The sequence below is a fragment of the Pseudomonas sp. NFACC08-1 genome (assembly GCF_900106735.1).
Taxonomy (GTDB): Bacteria; Pseudomonadota; Gammaproteobacteria; order Pseudomonadales; family Pseudomonadaceae; genus Aquipseudomonas; species Aquipseudomonas fluorescens_Q.
In genome coordinates this window covers 23,418-41,090 of the sequence record NZ_FNNL01000010.1, presented here as the reverse complement: position 1 = coordinate 41,090, position 17,673 = coordinate 23,418, and the positions used below count along the sequence as shown (strand labels likewise).

The 17,673-nt window shown below is 60.7% G+C and carries 14 protein-coding genes; 9 read left to right on the top strand and 5 right to left on the bottom strand.

Annotated elements, in window-relative coordinates; genetic code table 11:
• Positions 1-213: 213 nt before the first annotated feature.
• From BLU76_RS20315 to BLU76_RS20295, 5 genes are read right to left on the bottom strand one after another with little or no spacing between them, the layout of a single operon-like run.
• Positions 214-591 (bottom strand): response regulator, encoded by a 378-nt coding sequence (locus BLU76_RS20315; RefSeq protein WP_063320934.1) that lies wholly within the window; start codon positions 589-591, stop codon positions 214-216.
• Positions 584-1,864, bottom strand: a complete 1,281-nt coding sequence (locus BLU76_RS20310; RefSeq protein ID WP_063320933.1) for a hybrid sensor histidine kinase/response regulator — start codon at positions 1,862-1,864, stop codon at positions 584-586. Before BLU76_RS20310 ends, BLU76_RS20315 begins: the two co-directional genes overlap by 8 nt.
• A 5-nt stretch (positions 1,865-1,869) precedes the next feature.
• A complete protein-coding gene (locus BLU76_RS20305) occupies positions 1,870-2,457 on the bottom strand; it encodes a chemotaxis protein CheB (RefSeq protein ID WP_063320932.1) in 588 nt (195 codons plus the stop codon).
• A complete protein-coding gene (locus BLU76_RS20300; protein WP_063320931.1) occupies positions 2,454-3,269 on the bottom strand; it encodes a CheR family methyltransferase in 816 nt (271 codons plus the stop codon). The genes BLU76_RS20305 and BLU76_RS20300 overlap by 4 nt, the downstream gene beginning before the upstream one ends.
• Positions 3,269-6,751 (bottom strand): response regulator, encoded by a 3,483-nt coding sequence (locus BLU76_RS20295; RefSeq protein ID WP_092224073.1) that lies wholly within the window; start codon positions 6,749-6,751, stop codon positions 3,269-3,271. The genes BLU76_RS20300 and BLU76_RS20295 overlap by 1 nt, the downstream gene beginning before the upstream one ends.
• A 273-nt stretch (positions 6,752-7,024) precedes the next feature.
• Here BLU76_RS20295 and BLU76_RS20290 point away from each other — a divergent pair, with 273 nt between their 5' ends.
• From BLU76_RS20290 to xylB, 9 genes are all read left to right on the top strand, one after another.
• Positions 7,025-7,396, top strand: coding sequence for a response regulator (locus tag BLU76_RS20290; RefSeq protein WP_072346783.1), 372 nt, complete (start codon positions 7,025-7,027; stop codon positions 7,394-7,396).
• A gap of 77 nt (positions 7,397-7,473) precedes the next feature.
• A complete protein-coding gene (locus BLU76_RS20285; RefSeq protein WP_092224071.1) occupies positions 7,474-8,766 on the top strand; it encodes a glycosyltransferase in 1,293 nt (430 codons plus the stop codon).
• A 70-nt stretch (positions 8,767-8,836) separates the two neighbouring features.
• Positions 8,837-9,742: an AraC family transcriptional regulator gene (locus BLU76_RS20280; RefSeq protein ID WP_072346779.1), complete on the top strand. Its 906-nt coding sequence runs from the start codon at positions 8,837-8,839 to the stop codon at positions 9,740-9,742.
• Between the two features lie 340 nt (positions 9,743-10,082).
• Positions 10,083-11,393 carry an ABC transporter substrate-binding protein gene (locus tag BLU76_RS20275; protein ID WP_072346777.1) on the top strand — a complete coding sequence of 437 codons (1,311 nt, stop codon included), beginning with the start codon at positions 10,083-10,085 and terminating at the stop codon, positions 11,391-11,393.
• Between the two features lie 160 nt (positions 11,394-11,553).
• Entirely contained in the window at positions 11,554-12,489 is a 936-nt protein-coding gene (locus BLU76_RS20270) for a carbohydrate ABC transporter permease (RefSeq protein ID WP_053184628.1), read from the top strand.
• Positions 12,490-12,499: 10 nt separating this feature from the next.
• Positions 12,500-13,330 (top strand): carbohydrate ABC transporter permease, encoded by an 831-nt coding sequence (locus tag BLU76_RS20265; RefSeq protein WP_003202324.1) that lies wholly within the window; start codon positions 12,500-12,502, stop codon positions 13,328-13,330.
• 39 nt (positions 13,331-13,369) lie between these two features.
• Positions 13,370-14,473 (top strand): ABC transporter ATP-binding protein, encoded by a 1,104-nt coding sequence (locus tag BLU76_RS20260; protein WP_014338172.1) that lies wholly within the window; start codon positions 13,370-13,372, stop codon positions 14,471-14,473.
• A 15-nt stretch (positions 14,474-14,488) separates the two neighbouring features.
• Positions 14,489-15,970, top strand: coding sequence for a mannitol dehydrogenase family protein (locus tag BLU76_RS20255; RefSeq protein ID WP_092224069.1), 1,482 nt, complete (start codon positions 14,489-14,491; stop codon positions 15,968-15,970).
• A gap of 206 nt (positions 15,971-16,176) precedes the next feature.
• Positions 16,177-17,664 (top strand): xylulokinase, encoded by a 1,488-nt coding sequence (gene xylB / locus BLU76_RS20250; protein ID WP_092224068.1) that lies wholly within the window; start codon positions 16,177-16,179, stop codon positions 17,662-17,664.
• The last annotated feature ends 9 nt before the right edge of the window (positions 17,665-17,673 follow it).

Sequence of the window (17,673 nt, the reverse complement as noted above, 5' to 3'; positions counted from 1 at the left end):
GGCCCTAAAACCTCAATCCCGGTTATGCCAGATTCAATGATGTCGCCTGCCTTGGGCCTGCTGCGCAGTCCAACGGGAGCAAGCTCCCTCGCCACAAAAAGCCGCCCTGGCGCCTCATTTATCTGCATGAAGCAACCCGGATACAAACACTTGGTAGCAGGCTGGGAAAAATCAGTTGCAGCGCCACAGCCATGTCCCCAGCCCAGACAAAACCTACGACAACATCGACTGCATGATGCGCTGCAGCTCATCCAGGTCGAACGGCTTGTCCAGGACCGGCGCCTTGCGGGTAATGGGGCTGTCAGTGTCGCGCACTTCCTGCGCGTAGCCACTGATGAAAATGACCTTCAGCTCAGGACGCAACTTTACCGCAGGCTCGGCGATCTGCACGCCGGAAATACCACCCGGCAGGCGGAAATCGGTAATCATCATGTCCAGATGAGGCTTGCTCGCCAGGATCTCGAACGCCTGGGCACCGTTTTCGGCCTGTAGCACCCGGTATCCCTCGCCCGACAGGTAGGCCGACAACACCATCAGGATCGACGGGTCATCCTCGACGATCAATACAACATCTTGCGCATCTTCACTCATGAGAAGCCTTTGTTCGATCAATAGCTGCTGATACGACCTTGGGGTCTCGCAGAGGTTGCGTCTGTTCGGCGGTTTTGTCCAAGACAGTTTTCTGCAAAGGCAGGCAAACACGAAACAAGGCCCCTTCATGGAGGCGACTGTTGACCGTGATTGTCCCGCCATGGGCCGTGACAATCTGCTCGGAAATGAACAGCCCCAGCCCAAGGCCGGCAGCAGCCGCCTTGGACGATACGCGTTCGAACTGCTGAAAAATACGTTTCTGGTTTTCCTCGCTGATACCGATGCCATGGTCCTGGACCTCGATACAGGCGTGGTCGGGCGTCTTGTAGACGCGCACCTCGATCGGGCCCTTGCCGCCGTAGCGCAACGCATTGGTCAACAAGTTCGAGATCACCTGCTCGATACGAAACTCATCCCAAAGCCCCTCCACCGACGGTTCAGCCAGGCAGGTCAACGAGCATTCGGCAACGGCGATCTGCGGCTGAAAATTGCGCAGCAGGTTTTCCACCAATGCTGTCAAGTTGAAGCGGGTCGGACGAATCGACAGCTTGCCAGTGCGAATCCGCGAGACATCCAGCATGTCCTCGATCAGCCGGATCAGGCTCTTGATCTGCCGCTCATCGCGTTCAACCATCGCCCGCACCTTGTCCAGGCTGAAGGCCGCGGCGTTGTCCCGGGCCAGGTGCATCTTGCGCAGTTGTGTCTCGAGGATGAGGCCATTGAGGGGCGTGCGCACCTCGTGGGCGACGATGGACATGAAGTCGTCACGCATGCGCACCGCTTGCTCCAGCTCGCCCCGGGTAGCCTCCAGTTGCTGCAACAGAACCTCCTGCTCGCGGCGACTTTGCTCAAGGGCTACGACCTGCTCCTTCATGGCCTTTCGCTGACGGTACAACTCGACGAACACATTGACCTTGCTTTTGACCGCCTGGGTGTCCAACGGCTTGTGCAGGAAGTCCACCGCTCCGTTTTCATAACCGGTAAAGGCATAGTTGCGTTCACGACCAGCGGCACTGACGAAAATGATAGGGATGCTGCGGGTCTTCTCCGTGCCGCGCATCAGCTCGGCCAGTTGGAAACCGTTCATGTCCGGCATCTGCACATCGATGATGGCCAGGGCAAAGTCGTGTTGCAGCAGCAGGGACAGTGCTTCGTCCGCCGACAGGGCCTTGAAGACCTCGCGGTCGCCCCCCTTGATCAACGCTTCCAGGGCCAACAGATTCTCAGGCAGATCATCGACGATCAGCAGTTTGGCTTGAATATCTCTTGGCATGTGGTTCATTCCAGCCCGGCCAGCAATTGGCCGATGCCTTGCAAAGTAAGGATATGGTCGGGTTCGTGCAGGGCCAGCGCCGCTTCGGGCATGGTCGAGACCTGGGCTTCATTGGGGTCCTGGACCACCGTGATCCCGCCCAGCGCCCTGACCTTCGCCAAGCCACAGGCGCCATCGTTGTTGGCGCCGGTCAGCACCACGGCCAGCAATTTCTGGCCGTAGACATCGGCGGCCGATTCAAACAACACATCGATGGACGGCCGCGAATGATGCAGCGGCTCCTCCAGGCTCAACGACAGGCTACGGTCAGCCTCGACCGACAAGTGATAGCCGGGCGTGGCGACATACAAGGTTCCCGGCACGATGTCTTGCTTGTCCCGGGCTTCCTCCACCGGCACCGCCAGACGATGTCCGAAGACACGGGCCAGTTGGCTTTCGCGCTCGTCCGGCAAATGCAATACCACCAAAATGGGCACGCCAAAGCCTTTGCGCAGGTGTCCGAAGACCTTGAGCAGCGCGTCGACGCCACCGGCCGATGCACCGACGACAACGGCCTCGATGGGCGGGTTGGATCTGTCCTTCGTCTGGTTCATAACTTGCGATAGATCCGTTCCTGTTTGACCAACGGCTCGAATCGATGGCCGTAAGCCGAGAAATCCAACGTCTCCTTACTGCCCAATACCAGGAAACCACGGTGACAAAGGGACTCATGAAACAATCCGAACGCCCGATCCTGTAGTTTTTTATTGAAATATATCAATACATTGCGACATGAAATCAACTGAGTTTCTGAAAAGACACTGTCGGTCGCCAGGCTGTGATCGGCAAAGGTCACGTTCTCGCACAGGGTCTTGTCGAACATCGCATAATCGTAGGCCGCGGTATAGTAATCGGCAAACGAGCGCCGGCCTCCGGCCGCCTGGTAGTTCTGGGTGTAGGTACGCACGTTCTCCAGGGAGAAAATCCCCTGCTTGGCTTTTTCCAACGAGCGCGGGTTGATATCGGTGGCATAGATGAGCGTGCGGTCCAGCAGGCCTTCTTCGCGCAGCAGGATCGCCATGGAGTAGACCTCCTCCCCCGTGCTGCAACCAGCGATCCAGATCTTGAGCGAAGGATACGTCCTGAGCAGCGGCACGATTTCCTCGCGAATGGCCAGGAAATGCGTGGGGTCGCGAAACATCTCGCTGACCGGGATCGTCAGCAGTTGCAGCAGTTGCATGAACGCCCCCGGGTCATGCAGCACGCGCTCCTGCAAGGCCGAAATGGTCTTGCACTCGAACTGGCTCAGCGCATGGTGGACCCGGCGCTTGATGGACGCACCGGAATAGTCGCGAAAATCGTAGCTGTACTTGAGGTAGATCGCTTCGATCAACAAACGAAGTTCAATGTCAGTGTCACGTTCCACTAAATTCTTTCCATATTCGGCAACCACACGCGAATCAGCGAGAACAGACGATCCAGATCGATCGGTTTGGCCAGGTAGTCGTTGGAACCCGCCGCCAGGCAGCGCTCCTGATCATCCTTCATGGCCTTGGCCGTCACGGCAATAATGGGCAGCTTGCGCCAGCGCGGGTCCTTGCGGATCAGCGCGGTGGCTTCGAAACCGTCCATCTCCGGCATCATTACATCCATCAGCACCAGGTCGATGTCGTCGAATTCGTTCAGGCGATCGATCGCCTCCAGGCCGTTACGGCCAATGACAACAATCGCCCCCTTCGCCTCCAAGGCGCTGGTCAGGGCAAAGATGTTGCGCACATCGTCGTCCACCAGCAGCACCTTGCGACCTTCAAACACCTTGTCGCGGCTGCGGGCGGTCTTGAGCATCCGCTGCCGTTCATGGGACAACCGGGATTCGACTTTGTGCAGAAAGAGTGTCACCTCGTCCAGCAAGCGCTCTGGCGAACGGGCACCCTTGATGATGATCGAGCGCGAATACTTGCGCAGTTCGGCCTCTTCGTCGCGGGTCAGGTTCCGCCCGGTGTAGACGATCACCGGCGGGAAGGAACAGATGTCTTCGCTGGACATGCGCTTGAGCAGGTCATTGCCGAGCATGTCCGGCAACTTGAGGTCGATGATCATGCAGTCGTAGACGTTGGTCCGCAGCAGGTCCAGGGCTTGCTGGGCCAGGCCAACAGCGGTGATCTCGATATCATCGTCGCCGATCAGGCGGGTAATACTCTCGCGTTGCAGGTCATCGTCCTCCACCAGCAGCACCCGCTTGACCTTCTGGGTCAGCTTGGCTTCCAGGCGGGCGAAGACATCCTTGAGTTCTTCGCGGGTGGTCGGCTTGACGGCATAACCGATGGCGCCCATGTGCATGGCGGCTTCGACGCGGTCTTCGACGGAAATCACGTGCACCGGAATGTGCCGGGTTTCGGCCCGCTCCTTGAGCCGCTGCAACACCGTCAGCCCGGAATGATCCGGCAGGCGCATGTCCAAAAGGATCGCGTCGGGAGCCAGTTGCAAGGCCAGGTCGAAGCCTTCATCGGCACCGTGGGCCACGAGGCACTGGTAACCGAGCTCATGGGCCAGGTCGAACAGGATGCGGGCGAACTTGGGCTCGTCCTCGATCACCAGAATGCATCGGGTATCGAACGGCGCCTTGTCGCGGTCGTCGGCAAATCGGGCAATCGGCGTATCCACTTCAGCGATCAGCGGTGCCGGTGCGGTTTTTGGTGCAGCCGGCGCTGGCGCGGTGGCCGTCGGGGTGAATGTCAACGGTTCTATCGGCGACTCCCCGGGCTCGACATAACGTTCAGGCATTACCAGCGTAAACACGCTGCCCTGCCCCGGCTCGCTGGAAACGCTGATCGAGCCGCCCAACAACGTGGCCAGGTCCCGGGAAATCGACAACCCCAGGCCGGTGCCACCGTAACGACGATTAGTCGTGCCATCGGCCTGGCGGAACGCTTCGAAAATGCTTTGCTGCTGATCGGCGGCGATGCCGATCCCGGAGTCGCGCACGATGAACGCGATGCCCGAGCCCGGCTGCCCGGCCACCGACAGGCTGACGGTGCCTTGCTCGGTAAATTTCACGGCATTGGACAGCAGGTTCTTGATCACCTGTTCCAGGCGCTGGCGGTCGGTGTAGAGCATCGCTGGCGCATCGGGCAATACCTGGACCTCGAACTCCAGGCCCTTGTCGACTGCCAACGGCTCGAACATGTCCCGCAGGCCCTCCACCAGACGCTGCACGCTGGTGTTCTCCGGGCGCACTTCCAGCTTTCCAGCCTCGACCTTGGAGATGTCGAGAATATCGTTGATCAGGTTCAACAGGTCGTTGCCGGCGGAGTAGATCGACTCGGCAAACTTGACCTGTTCCTCGCTGAGGTTCTGCTGCGGGTTTTCCGACAGCAGTTTGGACAGGATCAACGAACTGTTGAGCGGCGTGCGCAGCTCGTGGGACATGTTGGCCAGGAACTCGGATTTGTACTTGCTCGAACGCTGCAACTCTTCGGCGCGCTCCTGCAACTGGATCTGGGCCAGGTTCAGCTCGCTGTTCTTCTGGTCCATGGCGTCGCGCTGTTCGGCCAATTGCTCGTTGGTCTGCTCCAGTTCCTGCTGCTGGGCTTCCAGGTGGGCCTGGGACTCCTTGAGAATGCGCGACTGCTCTTCCAGTTCCTCGTTGGCAGTCTTGAGCTCTTCCTGCTGCACTTGCAGTTCTTCGTTCAACTGCTGGGTTTCGGCCAGCACTTCCTGCAAGCGCTGGCGATAACGAGCGGCCTCGATGGAGGTGCCGATATTGCCGGAAATCAGCTCCAGCATCTCAATGTCGCGCTCGGTCAATGGCCGCAGGAAGCCCAATTCGATGACACCGTTGATCCGGTCATCGTCACTGGTGGGCGCCACCAACACGCTGTTGGGCAGCCCTTGCCCCAATCCGGAGCTGACTTTCAGGTAATCGTCCGGTACGTCATCCAACCGAATGAGACGCCCCTGTCGGACGGCTTGGCCAGCAATACCTTCACCGTCGACGATCACCTGCTGCTGCGCGTCATCCTCCCGGGACAAGCCATAGCTGGCGACGCGCTTGAGCAGGCCATTTTCTTCCCGTACATAGAGCGCAGCGACCGCCACCCCCAGGTACTTCGCACAGAACTGCAAGATATTGCGGCCCAACAGGTCCAGGGACAACTGTCCCAGGACCTGCTCGGCCAGCTGCGTCTGGCCATTGCGCAACCAAGCCTGCTTCTCCAGGTGCAGGGCGCTGCGTTGCTGGACTTTCAGGCTGGCGCTGTAGCTCTCGGACAAGCTCAACAGATCCCGGCGACCGACGTAGGCCAGCAATCCACTGACTGCGGCGACGAACAGCAGATACAGGGCGATACTCCAGACCGTGGTGGCGCGCACCTCCGCATTGCGCGCCGCACGCAGTTGCTGCTCGGTCTCGACAATTTCTTCGAAGGACTGGCGAATCTCGTCGGTCAGGCGCTTGCCGCGCCCGGCCTTCACCGCCCCCCGGTAATCGCCACTGGTACGTTGCAGGTCGATCATGCTCTGGGCGTAATTGGCCCACTCGGTCTGGAGCGCTTGTATCTTGTGCAGGCGGTCGGTCTGGACAGGGTTGTCGGCTGTCAATTCCAGCAGAGTGTCCAGCGCAACGGTGATCCGGGGCTTGGCGATTTCATAGGGGTCGAGGAAATGCTCGTCACCGCTCAAGAGATAGCCACGCATGCCAGTTTCCAGGTCCACGCTCAGCTTGAACGCCTCGTTGGCGTTATTGATCACCCGGTCGGTGTGGCCGACCCATTGGATCACTGAGAGCAGGTACGTGATAAGGATGATGAAAAACACCGCGCTGAGGGCGCCCATGCCCAGCGGCAGGCTGATATTGCGGCTCAGGAGCTTGCGAAAACTTTGCTCGTCGACCGAAGACGAAGGAGTCATGGAAAGGGCCTTGGTGGACAGTTGAAAACCGTGGAGTTTGCCCGAAAAACGGCGCTTGGATCCACATTATCTGACGAGTCAAAGGCGCAAGTCCCGCGACGATCTACCTTGTAGCAAGGAAGCGACTATCCTTGTCAGCTCTTGTACTATAGATCCTTTCTTGTACAACCTTGGGAACTTGTGCCGCCTCGGAGCTTACTCATAAAAGAGGCTTATGAAAGAGACCGATTTCTTCGAGCCCCTTCCCGACCCCAACCTTCGAGAATGTCAACTATGTCCACCCCCCCTCCTGCCACCCCGCCCACCATCCTGGTCGTCGAAGACGACGACATTGTGCGGATGCTGATCGTCGACGTGCTGGAGGAATTGGAATACCAGGTGCTGGAGGCGGATGGTTGTGAGCAGGCGCTGGCATTTTTAAAAAACGACGCGCAACCCATCGCACTGATGATGACCGACGTCGGCCTGCCGGTCATGGACGGGCGCGAATTGGCGAAACAGGCCCGAGCCGTGCGGCCACAACTGCCTGTGCTGTTTGCCAGCGGTTATGCCGAAAGCATCGATGTGCCAGAAGGCATGTCGGTGATCGGCAAGCCTTTCTCCATCGATCAGTTGCGAGACAAGGTCAAACGCATTCTTTCTTGAGCCGGATCGTATTCTTGGTCACTATCGGCGCCCCGCGCGCCGACAGCGCCTGATCCGCTTCGAGGAACCCCCTGCTCATGCATCACCCCACCGCCACCAAGGTCCTGGTTATCGGCTATGTCTGGCCCGAGCCGCGCTCATCGGCTGCCAGCGGGCATGTCATGCAGATCCTCGACACCTTCCTCGGGCAAGGCTGGGACATCACCTTCAGCAGCCCGGCGGGCCCCGGCGAACAGCGCGCCGACCTGGTCGCGCTGGGTATCCGCGAAGTACCGATCGAACTCAATAGCAGCAGCTTCGACGCCTTCATCAGTGAGCTGGCGCCGGACATCGTGCTGTTCGACCAATTCATGATGGAAGAACAGTTCGGCTGGCGGGTCGAGAAGCACTGCCCCGGTGCCCTGCGGGTGCTGGAGACGTCAGACTTGCAGAGCCTGCGCCACGCTCGGCACCAGCGCTTGAAAGGCCGCCTGAAGCAGGATGAGGCTGGCGAGGATTTCAGCGACCTCTTCGCCCCAGCCCTGGACGAGGAGTTCCAGCGGATGGCCGACACCGACCTGGCCAAACGGGAAATCGCCGCATTGTACCGCTGCGACCTCAACCTGATGGTGTCCGAGGTTGAAATCGAACTGTTGGTGGAGCACTTCGGGTTGCCCCGCAACCTGCTGCACTGGTGCCCGTTGATGCTGGACCTGCCCGGCGAGCCGTCGGCGCCGTTCGAGGACCGGGCGCATTTCCTGAGCATCGGCAACTTTCGCCACGCACCGAACTGGGACGCCGTGCTCTGGATGAAAAACGCCATCTGGCCACTGATCCGCCAACAATTACCCGGCGCGCAGCTGCACCTGTACGGCGCCTACACCCCGCCCAAGGCCGCCGCGCTGCATAACCCGGCCCAGGGCTTTCACATCATGAACTGGGCGGAGGACGCCTTGCAGGTGATGTCGGCGGCACGCATCTGCCTGGCGCCGCTGCGTTTCGGCGCCGGCATCAAGGGCAAGCTGATCGATGCCATGCTCTGCGGCACCCCCAACGTCACCACGCCCGTGGGGGCCGAAGCCATGCACGGCGATATGCCCTGGCCCGGCGCAATTGCCCAGAGCGCCGAAGGCATCGCCAATGCGGCGGTGCAGTTGTATCGCGATCAGGCGCGCTGGACCCAGGCCCAGGATGCTGGCCTCGCCCTGCTGGAAAATCGCTACCGGCAACAGGTGCACGGCCCGGCACTGATCGACAGCATCAACGCTTGCCGGGCGGACCTGGCACAACGACGTCGGGACAATTTCACCGGCAGCATGCTGCGTCACCACCAGCACAAAAGCACCCAATACATGTCCCAGTGGATCGAAGAAAAAAACCGCAACGGTTAGACGTCAGAGTGGCAGCCGCCTGGCGAAGGGGGCATTATCCAATGGCGATAACAATAAAAGCGCCAGGCCCATGACCCGTACAGCCAGAATCACCGACCCCTCCTACGAGTTGATGGACGACCATAATGGGTTGTCCATCATCTACCGTCAGCACGGTTTTCCCTGCCCGCTGGTGCGCTGGCATTTCCACAAGGAATACGAGCTGCACTTGATCGTCGCCAGTTCCGGCAAAGTGTTCATTGGCGATTACATCGGCAACTTCTATCCCCAGTCGCTGTTCCTCACCGGCCCCAACCTGCCCCATAACTGGATCAGCCAGGTGGCCGAAGACGAAGTGGTGCACAAGCGCGACATGCTGGTGAACTTCACTGACGAGTTGTTCGAAAGTGGCCACCAGGTGTTCGCTGAACTCAAGACTGTCGCACCGCTGCTCGAACGTGCCCAGTACGGCATCGAGTTCCGCTGCAAGCGCACCATCCGCCAGGCCATGACCCTGATGCAGCGCATCGCCGATTCCCAAGGCATGAGCCGCCTGGGGCATTTTTTCATCCTGATGGAGCTGCTGGCCGCCACGGATGACTACCAACTGCTGTCCGGCGCGACCTCTGCGCAAACGGCGGACGAACACAGCATCGACCGCACCAACCGCGCGGTGGACTACATCTTTGCCCATTACGCCCGGGAACTGTCCCTGGAAGAAGTGGCCGAGCACCTGGGCATGAAACCCACCTATTTCAGCCGGGTGTTCAAACAGGCCACCGGTCGCTGCTTCATCGAATTCGTCAATCGCCTGCGCATCAGCAAATCCTGCGAGTTGCTGGCCGACGGTGATAAACCGGTGACGGACGTGTGCTTTGAATCGGGTTTCAACAACATTTCCAATTTCAACCGGCGTTTCCAGCAGCTCAAGGGCATGACCCCATCCCACTACCGGCGGCTGGCGGTGCAGCGGTTGACCGAGCAGAACCAGGGCTGACATTTTTCTCACCCAATCCCCTGTGGCGAGGGCGCTTGCTCCCGCTGGGCTGCGAAGCAGCCCTCTATATCAGCCTTTCGCACCGAGTTGTCAGGAGAATTGTTGAGGGCCGCTGCGCGCCCCAGCGGGAGCAAGCTCCCTCGCCACAGGTTCTTTGTCCGGCCTGAAGTGGCAAGCATCAATCCCTCCAGTGCAAAAAAGTATCAGTGAAAGTGCGACGGATGATTTGTCACGCCGTCCATTGAGGGCTGTAATCAGCGCACATTCTTCCCTTCATCCGGAAGACACAAAAACAATAACTGTCCTTCTGCCGCCTTCGGGCGCGGAAAAGGAGTGCGCGATGAAACCTTCGGTAAAAGCTCTGCTTGTCTCCACCTGCATGACCCTCAGCAGCGTCAGTTTCGGCGCACAGACCCTCACCATTGCCACCGTCAACAACAGCGACATGATCCGCATGCAAAAGCTCTCGAAAACCTTCGAGGCCGAGCACCCGGACATCAAGCTCAACTGGGTGGTGCTCGAAGAAAACGTGCTTCGCCAGCGCCTGACCACCGACATCGCCACCCAGGGCGGACAGTTCGACGTGCTGACCATTGGCATGTACGAAGCTGCACTCTGGGGCGCCAAGGGCTGGCTGGAGCCGATGAAGGACCTGCCGGCCTCCTATGACCTGGACGACGTTTTCCCTTCCGTGCGCGATGGCTTGTCGGTCAAAGGCTCGCTGTACGCCCTGCCGTTCTATGCCGAAAGCTCGATCACCTATTACCGCACGGACCTGTTCAAGAACGCCGGGCTGACCATGCCCGAACACCCGACCTGGAGCCAGATCGGTGAGTTCGCGGAGAAACTCACCGACAAATCCAAGGAACAATATGGCCTGTGCCTGCGGGGCAAGGCCGGTTGGGGCGAGAACATGGCGCTGATCACCACCCTGGCCAACGGTTATGGCGCACGCTGGTTCGATGAGAAGTGGCAGCCACAATTCAATGGGCCCGAGTGGAAGGAAGCACTGAATTTCTACGTCGACAACATGAAGAAATCCGGCCCGCCGGGTGCGTCCAGTAACGGCTTCAACGAAAACCTGGCGCTGTTCAACAGCGGCAAATGCGCGATCTGGGTCGATGCCAGCGTCGCCGGTTCGTTCGTCACCGACAAGACCCAGAGCAAGGTGGCCGATCACGTTGGATTCACCTTCGCCCCCCACGAAAAAACCGACAAGGGCACCTCGTGGATGTACTCCTGGTCGCTGGCCATCCCGACCAGCTCCAAAGCCAAGGACGCGGCCACGGTCTTTACCACTTGGGCGACGTCCAAGGAATACAGCCAATTGGTCGCCAAGACCGACGGCATTGCCAACGTACCTCCAGGCACCCGCACCTCGACCTACAGCGACGAGTACATGAAGGCCGCGCCGTTTGCCAAGGTGACCCTCGAATCGTTGAAAGTCGCCGACCCGAAAGCGCCAACCCTCAAGCCTGTGCCTTACATCGGCATCCAGTTGGTGACCATTCCCGAGTTCCAGGCCATTGGCACCCAAGTGGGCAAGTTCTTTTCCGGTGCGCTGACCGGCCAGCAGACCGTGGATCAGGCGTTGACCGCCGCGCAGTCCACCACCGAACGCGAGATGAAACGCGCCGGGTATCCAAAATAAGGTCTGCATTTCTCCAATTGTGGCGAGGGAGCTTGCTCCCGCTGCGGGCGAAGCCCGCCCTGGCAATCCACGGATTGCCAGTCGAAATAGGCCCGCTGCGCGGTCCAGCGGGAGCAAGCTCCCTCGCCACAGGGAATGCGTCGCAGAAGAGTAAACGTTCATGAATAGCTCAACGACAACTGCCAAAGCCCCCATCGAGATTGCCCCGCCGCCGGCACGCAAGATCCGCCTGGCGAACCCCGGTTGGTTCCTGGTCAGCCCTTCGGTGGCCTTGTTGCTGCTGTGGATGATCGTGCCGCTGGGCATGACCGTCTACTTCTCGATGATCCGCTACAACCTGCTCTACCCCGGCGAAAACGAATTCGTCGGGCTGGAGAACTTCACCTACTTCCTGACCGACTCGGGTTTCATGCCCGGTGCCACCAACACCTTGTTGCTGGTGGGCAGCGTGCTGCTGATCAGTATCGTGCTGGGGGTGTTGATCAGCGCGCTGCTGGAGGCCAGTGAGTTTTTTGGTCGCGGCATCGTCCGTGTGCTGCTGATCTCGCCGTTCTTCATCATGCCCACCGTCGGCGCGCTGATCTGGAAGAACCTGATCTTCCACCCGGTCTCGGGCATCCTCGCCTCGGTGTGGAAACTGTTCGGCGCCCAGCCAGTGGACTGGCTAGCCCATTACCCGCTGCTGTCGATCATCATCATCGTGAGCTGGCAATGGCTGCCCTTCGCGATCCTGATCCTGATGACCGCCATGCAGTCGCTGGACCAGGAACAGAAAGAAGCCGCGCGCCTGGACGGTGCCGGCCCGATCGCGATTTTCTGGCACCTGACCCTGCCGCACCTGGCTCGCCCGATTGCCGTGGTACTGATGATCGAGACGATTTTCCTGCTGTCGGTGTTCGCCGAGATCTTTACCACCACCAACGGTGGCCCCGGCTACGCCTCCACCAACCTGGCCTACCTGATCTACAACCAGGCGCTGGTGCAGTTCGACGTCGGCATGGCTTCGGCCGGTGGCCTGATTGCCGTGGTCATTGCCAACATCGCCGCCATCATCCTGGTCCGGATGATCGGCAAAAACCTCACCGACAAGCACTGAGGCCGTCGCCATGACTCTTCAACAATCCCGTCGCCTGCAAAGCCTGCTGCTGGGCACGCTGGCCTGGGCCATCGCGATCCTGATCTTCTTCCCGATCTTCTGGATGGTGCTGACCAGCTTCAAGACCGAAATCGACGCGTTCGCCACGCCACCGCAGTTCATCTTCACGCCGACGCTGGAGAATTACCTGCACATCAATGAGCGCAGCAACTACTTCAGCTTCGCCTGGAACTCGGTGGTGATTTCCTTCAGCGCCACCGCCCTGTGTCTGCTGATTGCAGTGCCGGCGGCCTACTCCATGGCGTTCTATGAAACCCAGCGCACCAAAGGGACGTTGCTGTGGATGCTCTCCACCAAGATGCTGCCGCCAGTGGGCGTGCTGATGCCGATTTACCTGCTGGCCAAGCAATTTGGCCTGCTGGACACGCGTCTCGCGTTGATCGTTATCTACACGTTGATCAACCTGCCCATCGTGGTCTGGATGATTTACACCTACTTCAAGGACATTCCCCGCGACATCCTCGAGGCCGCCCGCCTGGATGGTGCCACCCTATGGCAGGAGATGGTCCGTGTGCTGCTGCCGATTGCCAAGGGCGGCCTGGCCTCCACCGTGCTGCTGTCGCTGATCCTGTGCTGGAACGAAGCCTTCTGGTCATTGAACCTGACCTCGTCCAAAGCCGCGCCCTTGACGGCACTGATCGCGTCCTACTCCAGCCCCGAAGGCTTGTTTTGGGCCAAGTTGTCCGCCGTTTCGACCCTGGCCTGCGCGCCGATCCTGATTTTCGGCTGGATCAGCCAGAAACAGCTGGTGCGCGGTTTGTCCTTCGGCGCGGTGAAATAACGCGCCCTACACAATAATCAGAAGTGGAGGCCCATCATCATGGCCAACCTGAAAATCAAGAATCTGCAAAAGGGTTTCGAAGGTTTCTCCATCATCAAGGGCATCGACCTTGAGGTGAACGACCGCGAGTTCGTGGTCTTCGTCGGCCCGTCGGGCTGTGGCAAATCCACGCTGCTGCGGCTGATCGCCGGCCTTGAAGAGGTCAGCGACGGCACCATCGAACTGGATGGCCGGGACATCACCGAAGTCAGCCCGGCCAAGCGCGACCTGGCGATGGTGTTCCAGACCTACGCCTTGTACCCGCACATGAGCGTGCGCAAGAACATGTCCTTCGCCCTGGACCTGGCCGGCGTGCCCAAGGCCGAGGTCGAGAAGAAGGTCAACGAAGCGGCGCGCATCCTCGAACTGGGGCCGATGCTCGAGCGCAAGCCCAAGCAACTGTCCGGCGGCCAGCGCCAGCGTGTAGCGATTGGCCGGGCCATCGTGCGTAACCCGAAAATCTTCCTGTTCGACGAACCGCTGTCCAACCTCGACGCCGCCCTGCGGGTTCAGATGCGCCTGGAACTGGCACGCCTGCACAAAGAGTTGCAGGCGACCATGATCTACGTGACTCACGACCAGGTCGAAGCCATGACCCTGGCCGACAAGGTGGTGGTGCTCAATGGCGGGCGTATCGAACAGGTCGGCTCGCCGCTGGAGCTGTATCACCAGCCGGCCAACCTGTTTGTCGCCGGGTTCCTCGGCACGCCGAAAATGGGCTTCCTCAAAGGCAAGGTCACCGGCCTGGACAGCCAGGGCTGTGAAGTGCTGCTGGACGCCGGTACGCGTATCAGCCTGCCGTTGAGCGGTGCCAACCTGAGCGTCGGCGGCGCGGTGACCCTGGGGATTCGCCCGGAACACCTGAACCTGGCGCAACCGGGCGACTGCACGTTGCAAGTCACCGCTGATGTGAGCGAGCGGCTGGGCAGCGACACCTTCTGTCACGTCGTCACGGCCTCCGGCGAAGCCTTGACCATGCGCGTTCGCGGCGACCTGGCGAGCCGTTTCGGCGAGCAACTGAGCCTGCACCTGGACGCTGAACACTGCCACTTATTCGACGCCGAGGGCGTTGCGGTGACCCGTGCGCTGCGCGCCGCCGCCTGATTACCGAGACCTGCGATGAAACTCAACCGACAAAACCTGCACAACCTCAACCCTGGCGTCGCCCTGCCCGCCTACCCTGTGGGCGATGTCCGCCAGGGCATCGCCCACATCGGTGTCGGCGGTTTCCACCGGGCGCACCAGGCCTACTACACCGATGCGCTGATGAATACCGGCACCGACCTGGACTGGGCCATCTGCGGCGTGGGCCTGCGGGCCGAGGATCGCCGTGCCCGGGATGACCTGGCCAGCCAGGACTACCTGTTCACCCTGTACGAACTGGGCGACACCGATGACACCGAAGTCCGGGTGATTGGCGCGATCAATGACATGTTGCTGGCTGAAGATGGCGCCCAGGCGCTGATCGACAAACTGGCCGATCCGCAGATCCGCATCGTCTCGCTGACCATCACCGAAGGCGGCTATTGCATCGACGACAGCAACGGCGAGTTCATGGCCCACTTGCCGCAGATCCAGCACGACCTGGCCCATCCTGACGCTCCGAAAACCGTCTTCGGTTTCCTCTGCGCCGCCCTGGCCAAGCGTCGCGCGGCGGGCATCCCGGCGTTCACGTTGATGTCTTGCGATAACCTGCCCCACAACGGCGCCGTGACCCGCAAGGCGTTGCTGGCCTTCGCCGCGCTGCGCGACGCGGAGCTGGGGCAGTGGATCGACCGCAATGTCAGTTTCCCCAATGCCATGGTCGATCGCATCACGCCCATGACCAGCGTGGCCCATCGCCTGCAACTGCATGACGAACATGGCATCGACGACGCTTGGCCGGTGGTCTGCGAACCGTTCGTGCAATGGGTCCTGGAAGACAAGTTCGTCAACGGTCGCCCGGCCTGGGAAAAGGTCGGCGTGCAGTTCACCGATGACGTCACACCCTATGAAGAGATGAAGATCAAGCTGCTCAACGGCAGCCACCTGGCGTTGACCTACCTGGGTTTTCTCAAGGGTTATCGCTTCGTCCACGAGACCATGAACGACCCGCTGTTCGTGCGTTACATGCGCGCCTACATGGACCTGGACGTGACGCCGCAACTGGCGCCAGTGCCAGGCATCGACCTGACCGACTACAAGAACACCCTGGTGGAGCGCTTTTCCAATCAGGCGATTGCCGACCAGTTGGAACGGGTCTGTTCGGACGGCTCGTCGAAGTTTCCAAAATTCACTGTGCCGACCATCAACCGCTTGATCGCCGACGGTGGCCAAACTCGCCGCGCGGCGCTGGTGGTGGCCGCCTGGGCCGTGTACCTGAAGGGCGTGGACGAGAATGGCGTGACGTATTCGATCCCGGACCCACGGGCAGCGTTTTGCCAGGCACTGGTGGCTGACGATGCGCTGGTGACCCAGCGGATGCTGGAGGTGGAAGAAATCTTTGGCACCGCCATTCCCCGCTCGCCGGAGTTCGTGGCAGCATTCGAATGGTGCTGCAACAGCTTGCGCGAGCATGGCGTCACGCGAACGCTTGAGCGCGTGCTGGCTGACGCGGACTAACGGTCCGCTTTTGTGGCGAGGGAGCTTGCTCCCGCTGGGCTGCGCAGCGGCCCCAAGACAGCCGACACGGAGAACCTGACAGACCGAGTGGCAGGTTTTAGGGCTGCTTCGCAGCCCAGCGGGAGCAAGCTCCCTCGCCACAGGTAGGTGTTGGCTGACCGAGCGGCTATTTCCTGCGGGTATTGATCTGACGACCAAGGATTTCCATGGCAAACCAACAACTGTTCCTGGGCATCGACTGCGGCACCCAAGGCACCAAGGCGCTGATCCTGGATGCGATCAGCGGCCAGGTACTCGGCCAGGGCGCCGCTGCCCACAGCATGATCAGCGGGGCCAACGGTCGTCGTGAACAAGACACCCAGCAATGGCTCGATGCATTCACCCAGGCAACTCATCAGGCCTTGGCCGCCGCCGGCGTCGATGGCCAGGCGGTCCTCGGCATCGGCGTCTCCGGCCAGCAACACGGCCTGGTGCTGCTTGACGAGCAGGGCCAGGTCTTGCGCCCGGCCAAGCTGTGGTGCGACACCGAGACAACGCCGGAAAATGATCGGCTCCTGGCGCACCTGGGCGGTGAAGACGGCAGCCTCGAACGCCTCGGCGTGGTGATCGCGCCGGGCTACACAGTTTCCAAACTGCTCTGGACGCGGGAGCAGCATCCCCAGGTATTCGAACGCATCGCCAGCGTCCTGCTGCCCCACGACTTCCTCAACTACTGGCTCACCGGCCGCCATTGCAGCGAATACGGCGATGCTTCGGGGACCGGCTATTTCAACGTACGCACCCGCCAATGGGACGTGCAACTGTTACAACACATCGACCCCAGCGCACGCTTGCAAGCGGCGCTGCCGGAACTGATCGAGGCCCATCAGCCCGTCGGACGCATCCTGCCGGCCATTGCCGCGCACCTGGGCATCAACCCCGAGGCGGTGGTGGCCAGTGGTGGCGGCGACAACATGATGGGCGCCATCGGCACCGGGAACATCCAGCCCGGTGTGATCACCATGAGCCTCGGGTCCTCCGGTACGGTCTACGCCTATGCCGCCGAACCCGCGGTCAGTCCACAGCCGTCCGTGGCGACGTTCTGTTCCTCCAGCGGTGGCTGGCTGCCGCTGATCTGCACCATGAACCTGACCAACGCCACTGGCGCGATACGCGAACTGCTGGACCTGGACATCGACGCCTTCAACGCCCTGGTGGCCAAGGCCCCGATTGGCGCCGAGGGGGTCTGCATGCTGCCGTTCCTCAATGGCGAGCGGGTGCCTGCCCTGCCCCATGCCACCGGCAGCCTGCTGGGCCTGACCACCACCAACCTGACCCGGGCCAACCTGTGTCGCGCCGTGGTCGAAGGCACGACCTTCGGTTTGCGCTATGGCTTGGACCTGCTGCGAGCCAACGGACTCCAGGCCCAGAGCATTCGCCTGATCGGCGGAGGTTCGAAGAGCGCGCAGTGGCGGCAGATCGTCGCCGACACCATGGACACCACGGTCATTTGCACCGAACAGAGCGAAGCCGCTGCATTGGGGGCGGCGATCCAGGCGGCATGGTGCCACTCCGGTTCACAGACGGGCTTGGCCGAGCTGTGCGAGCGCTGCGTCAAGCTCGACCCGAGCAGCGAAACCCGGCCAATCGCCGCGCATGTCGCGGCGTCGCAACAGGCATATGAACGTTATCGACAACACGTCGCAACCCTTTGAGAGCGGGAA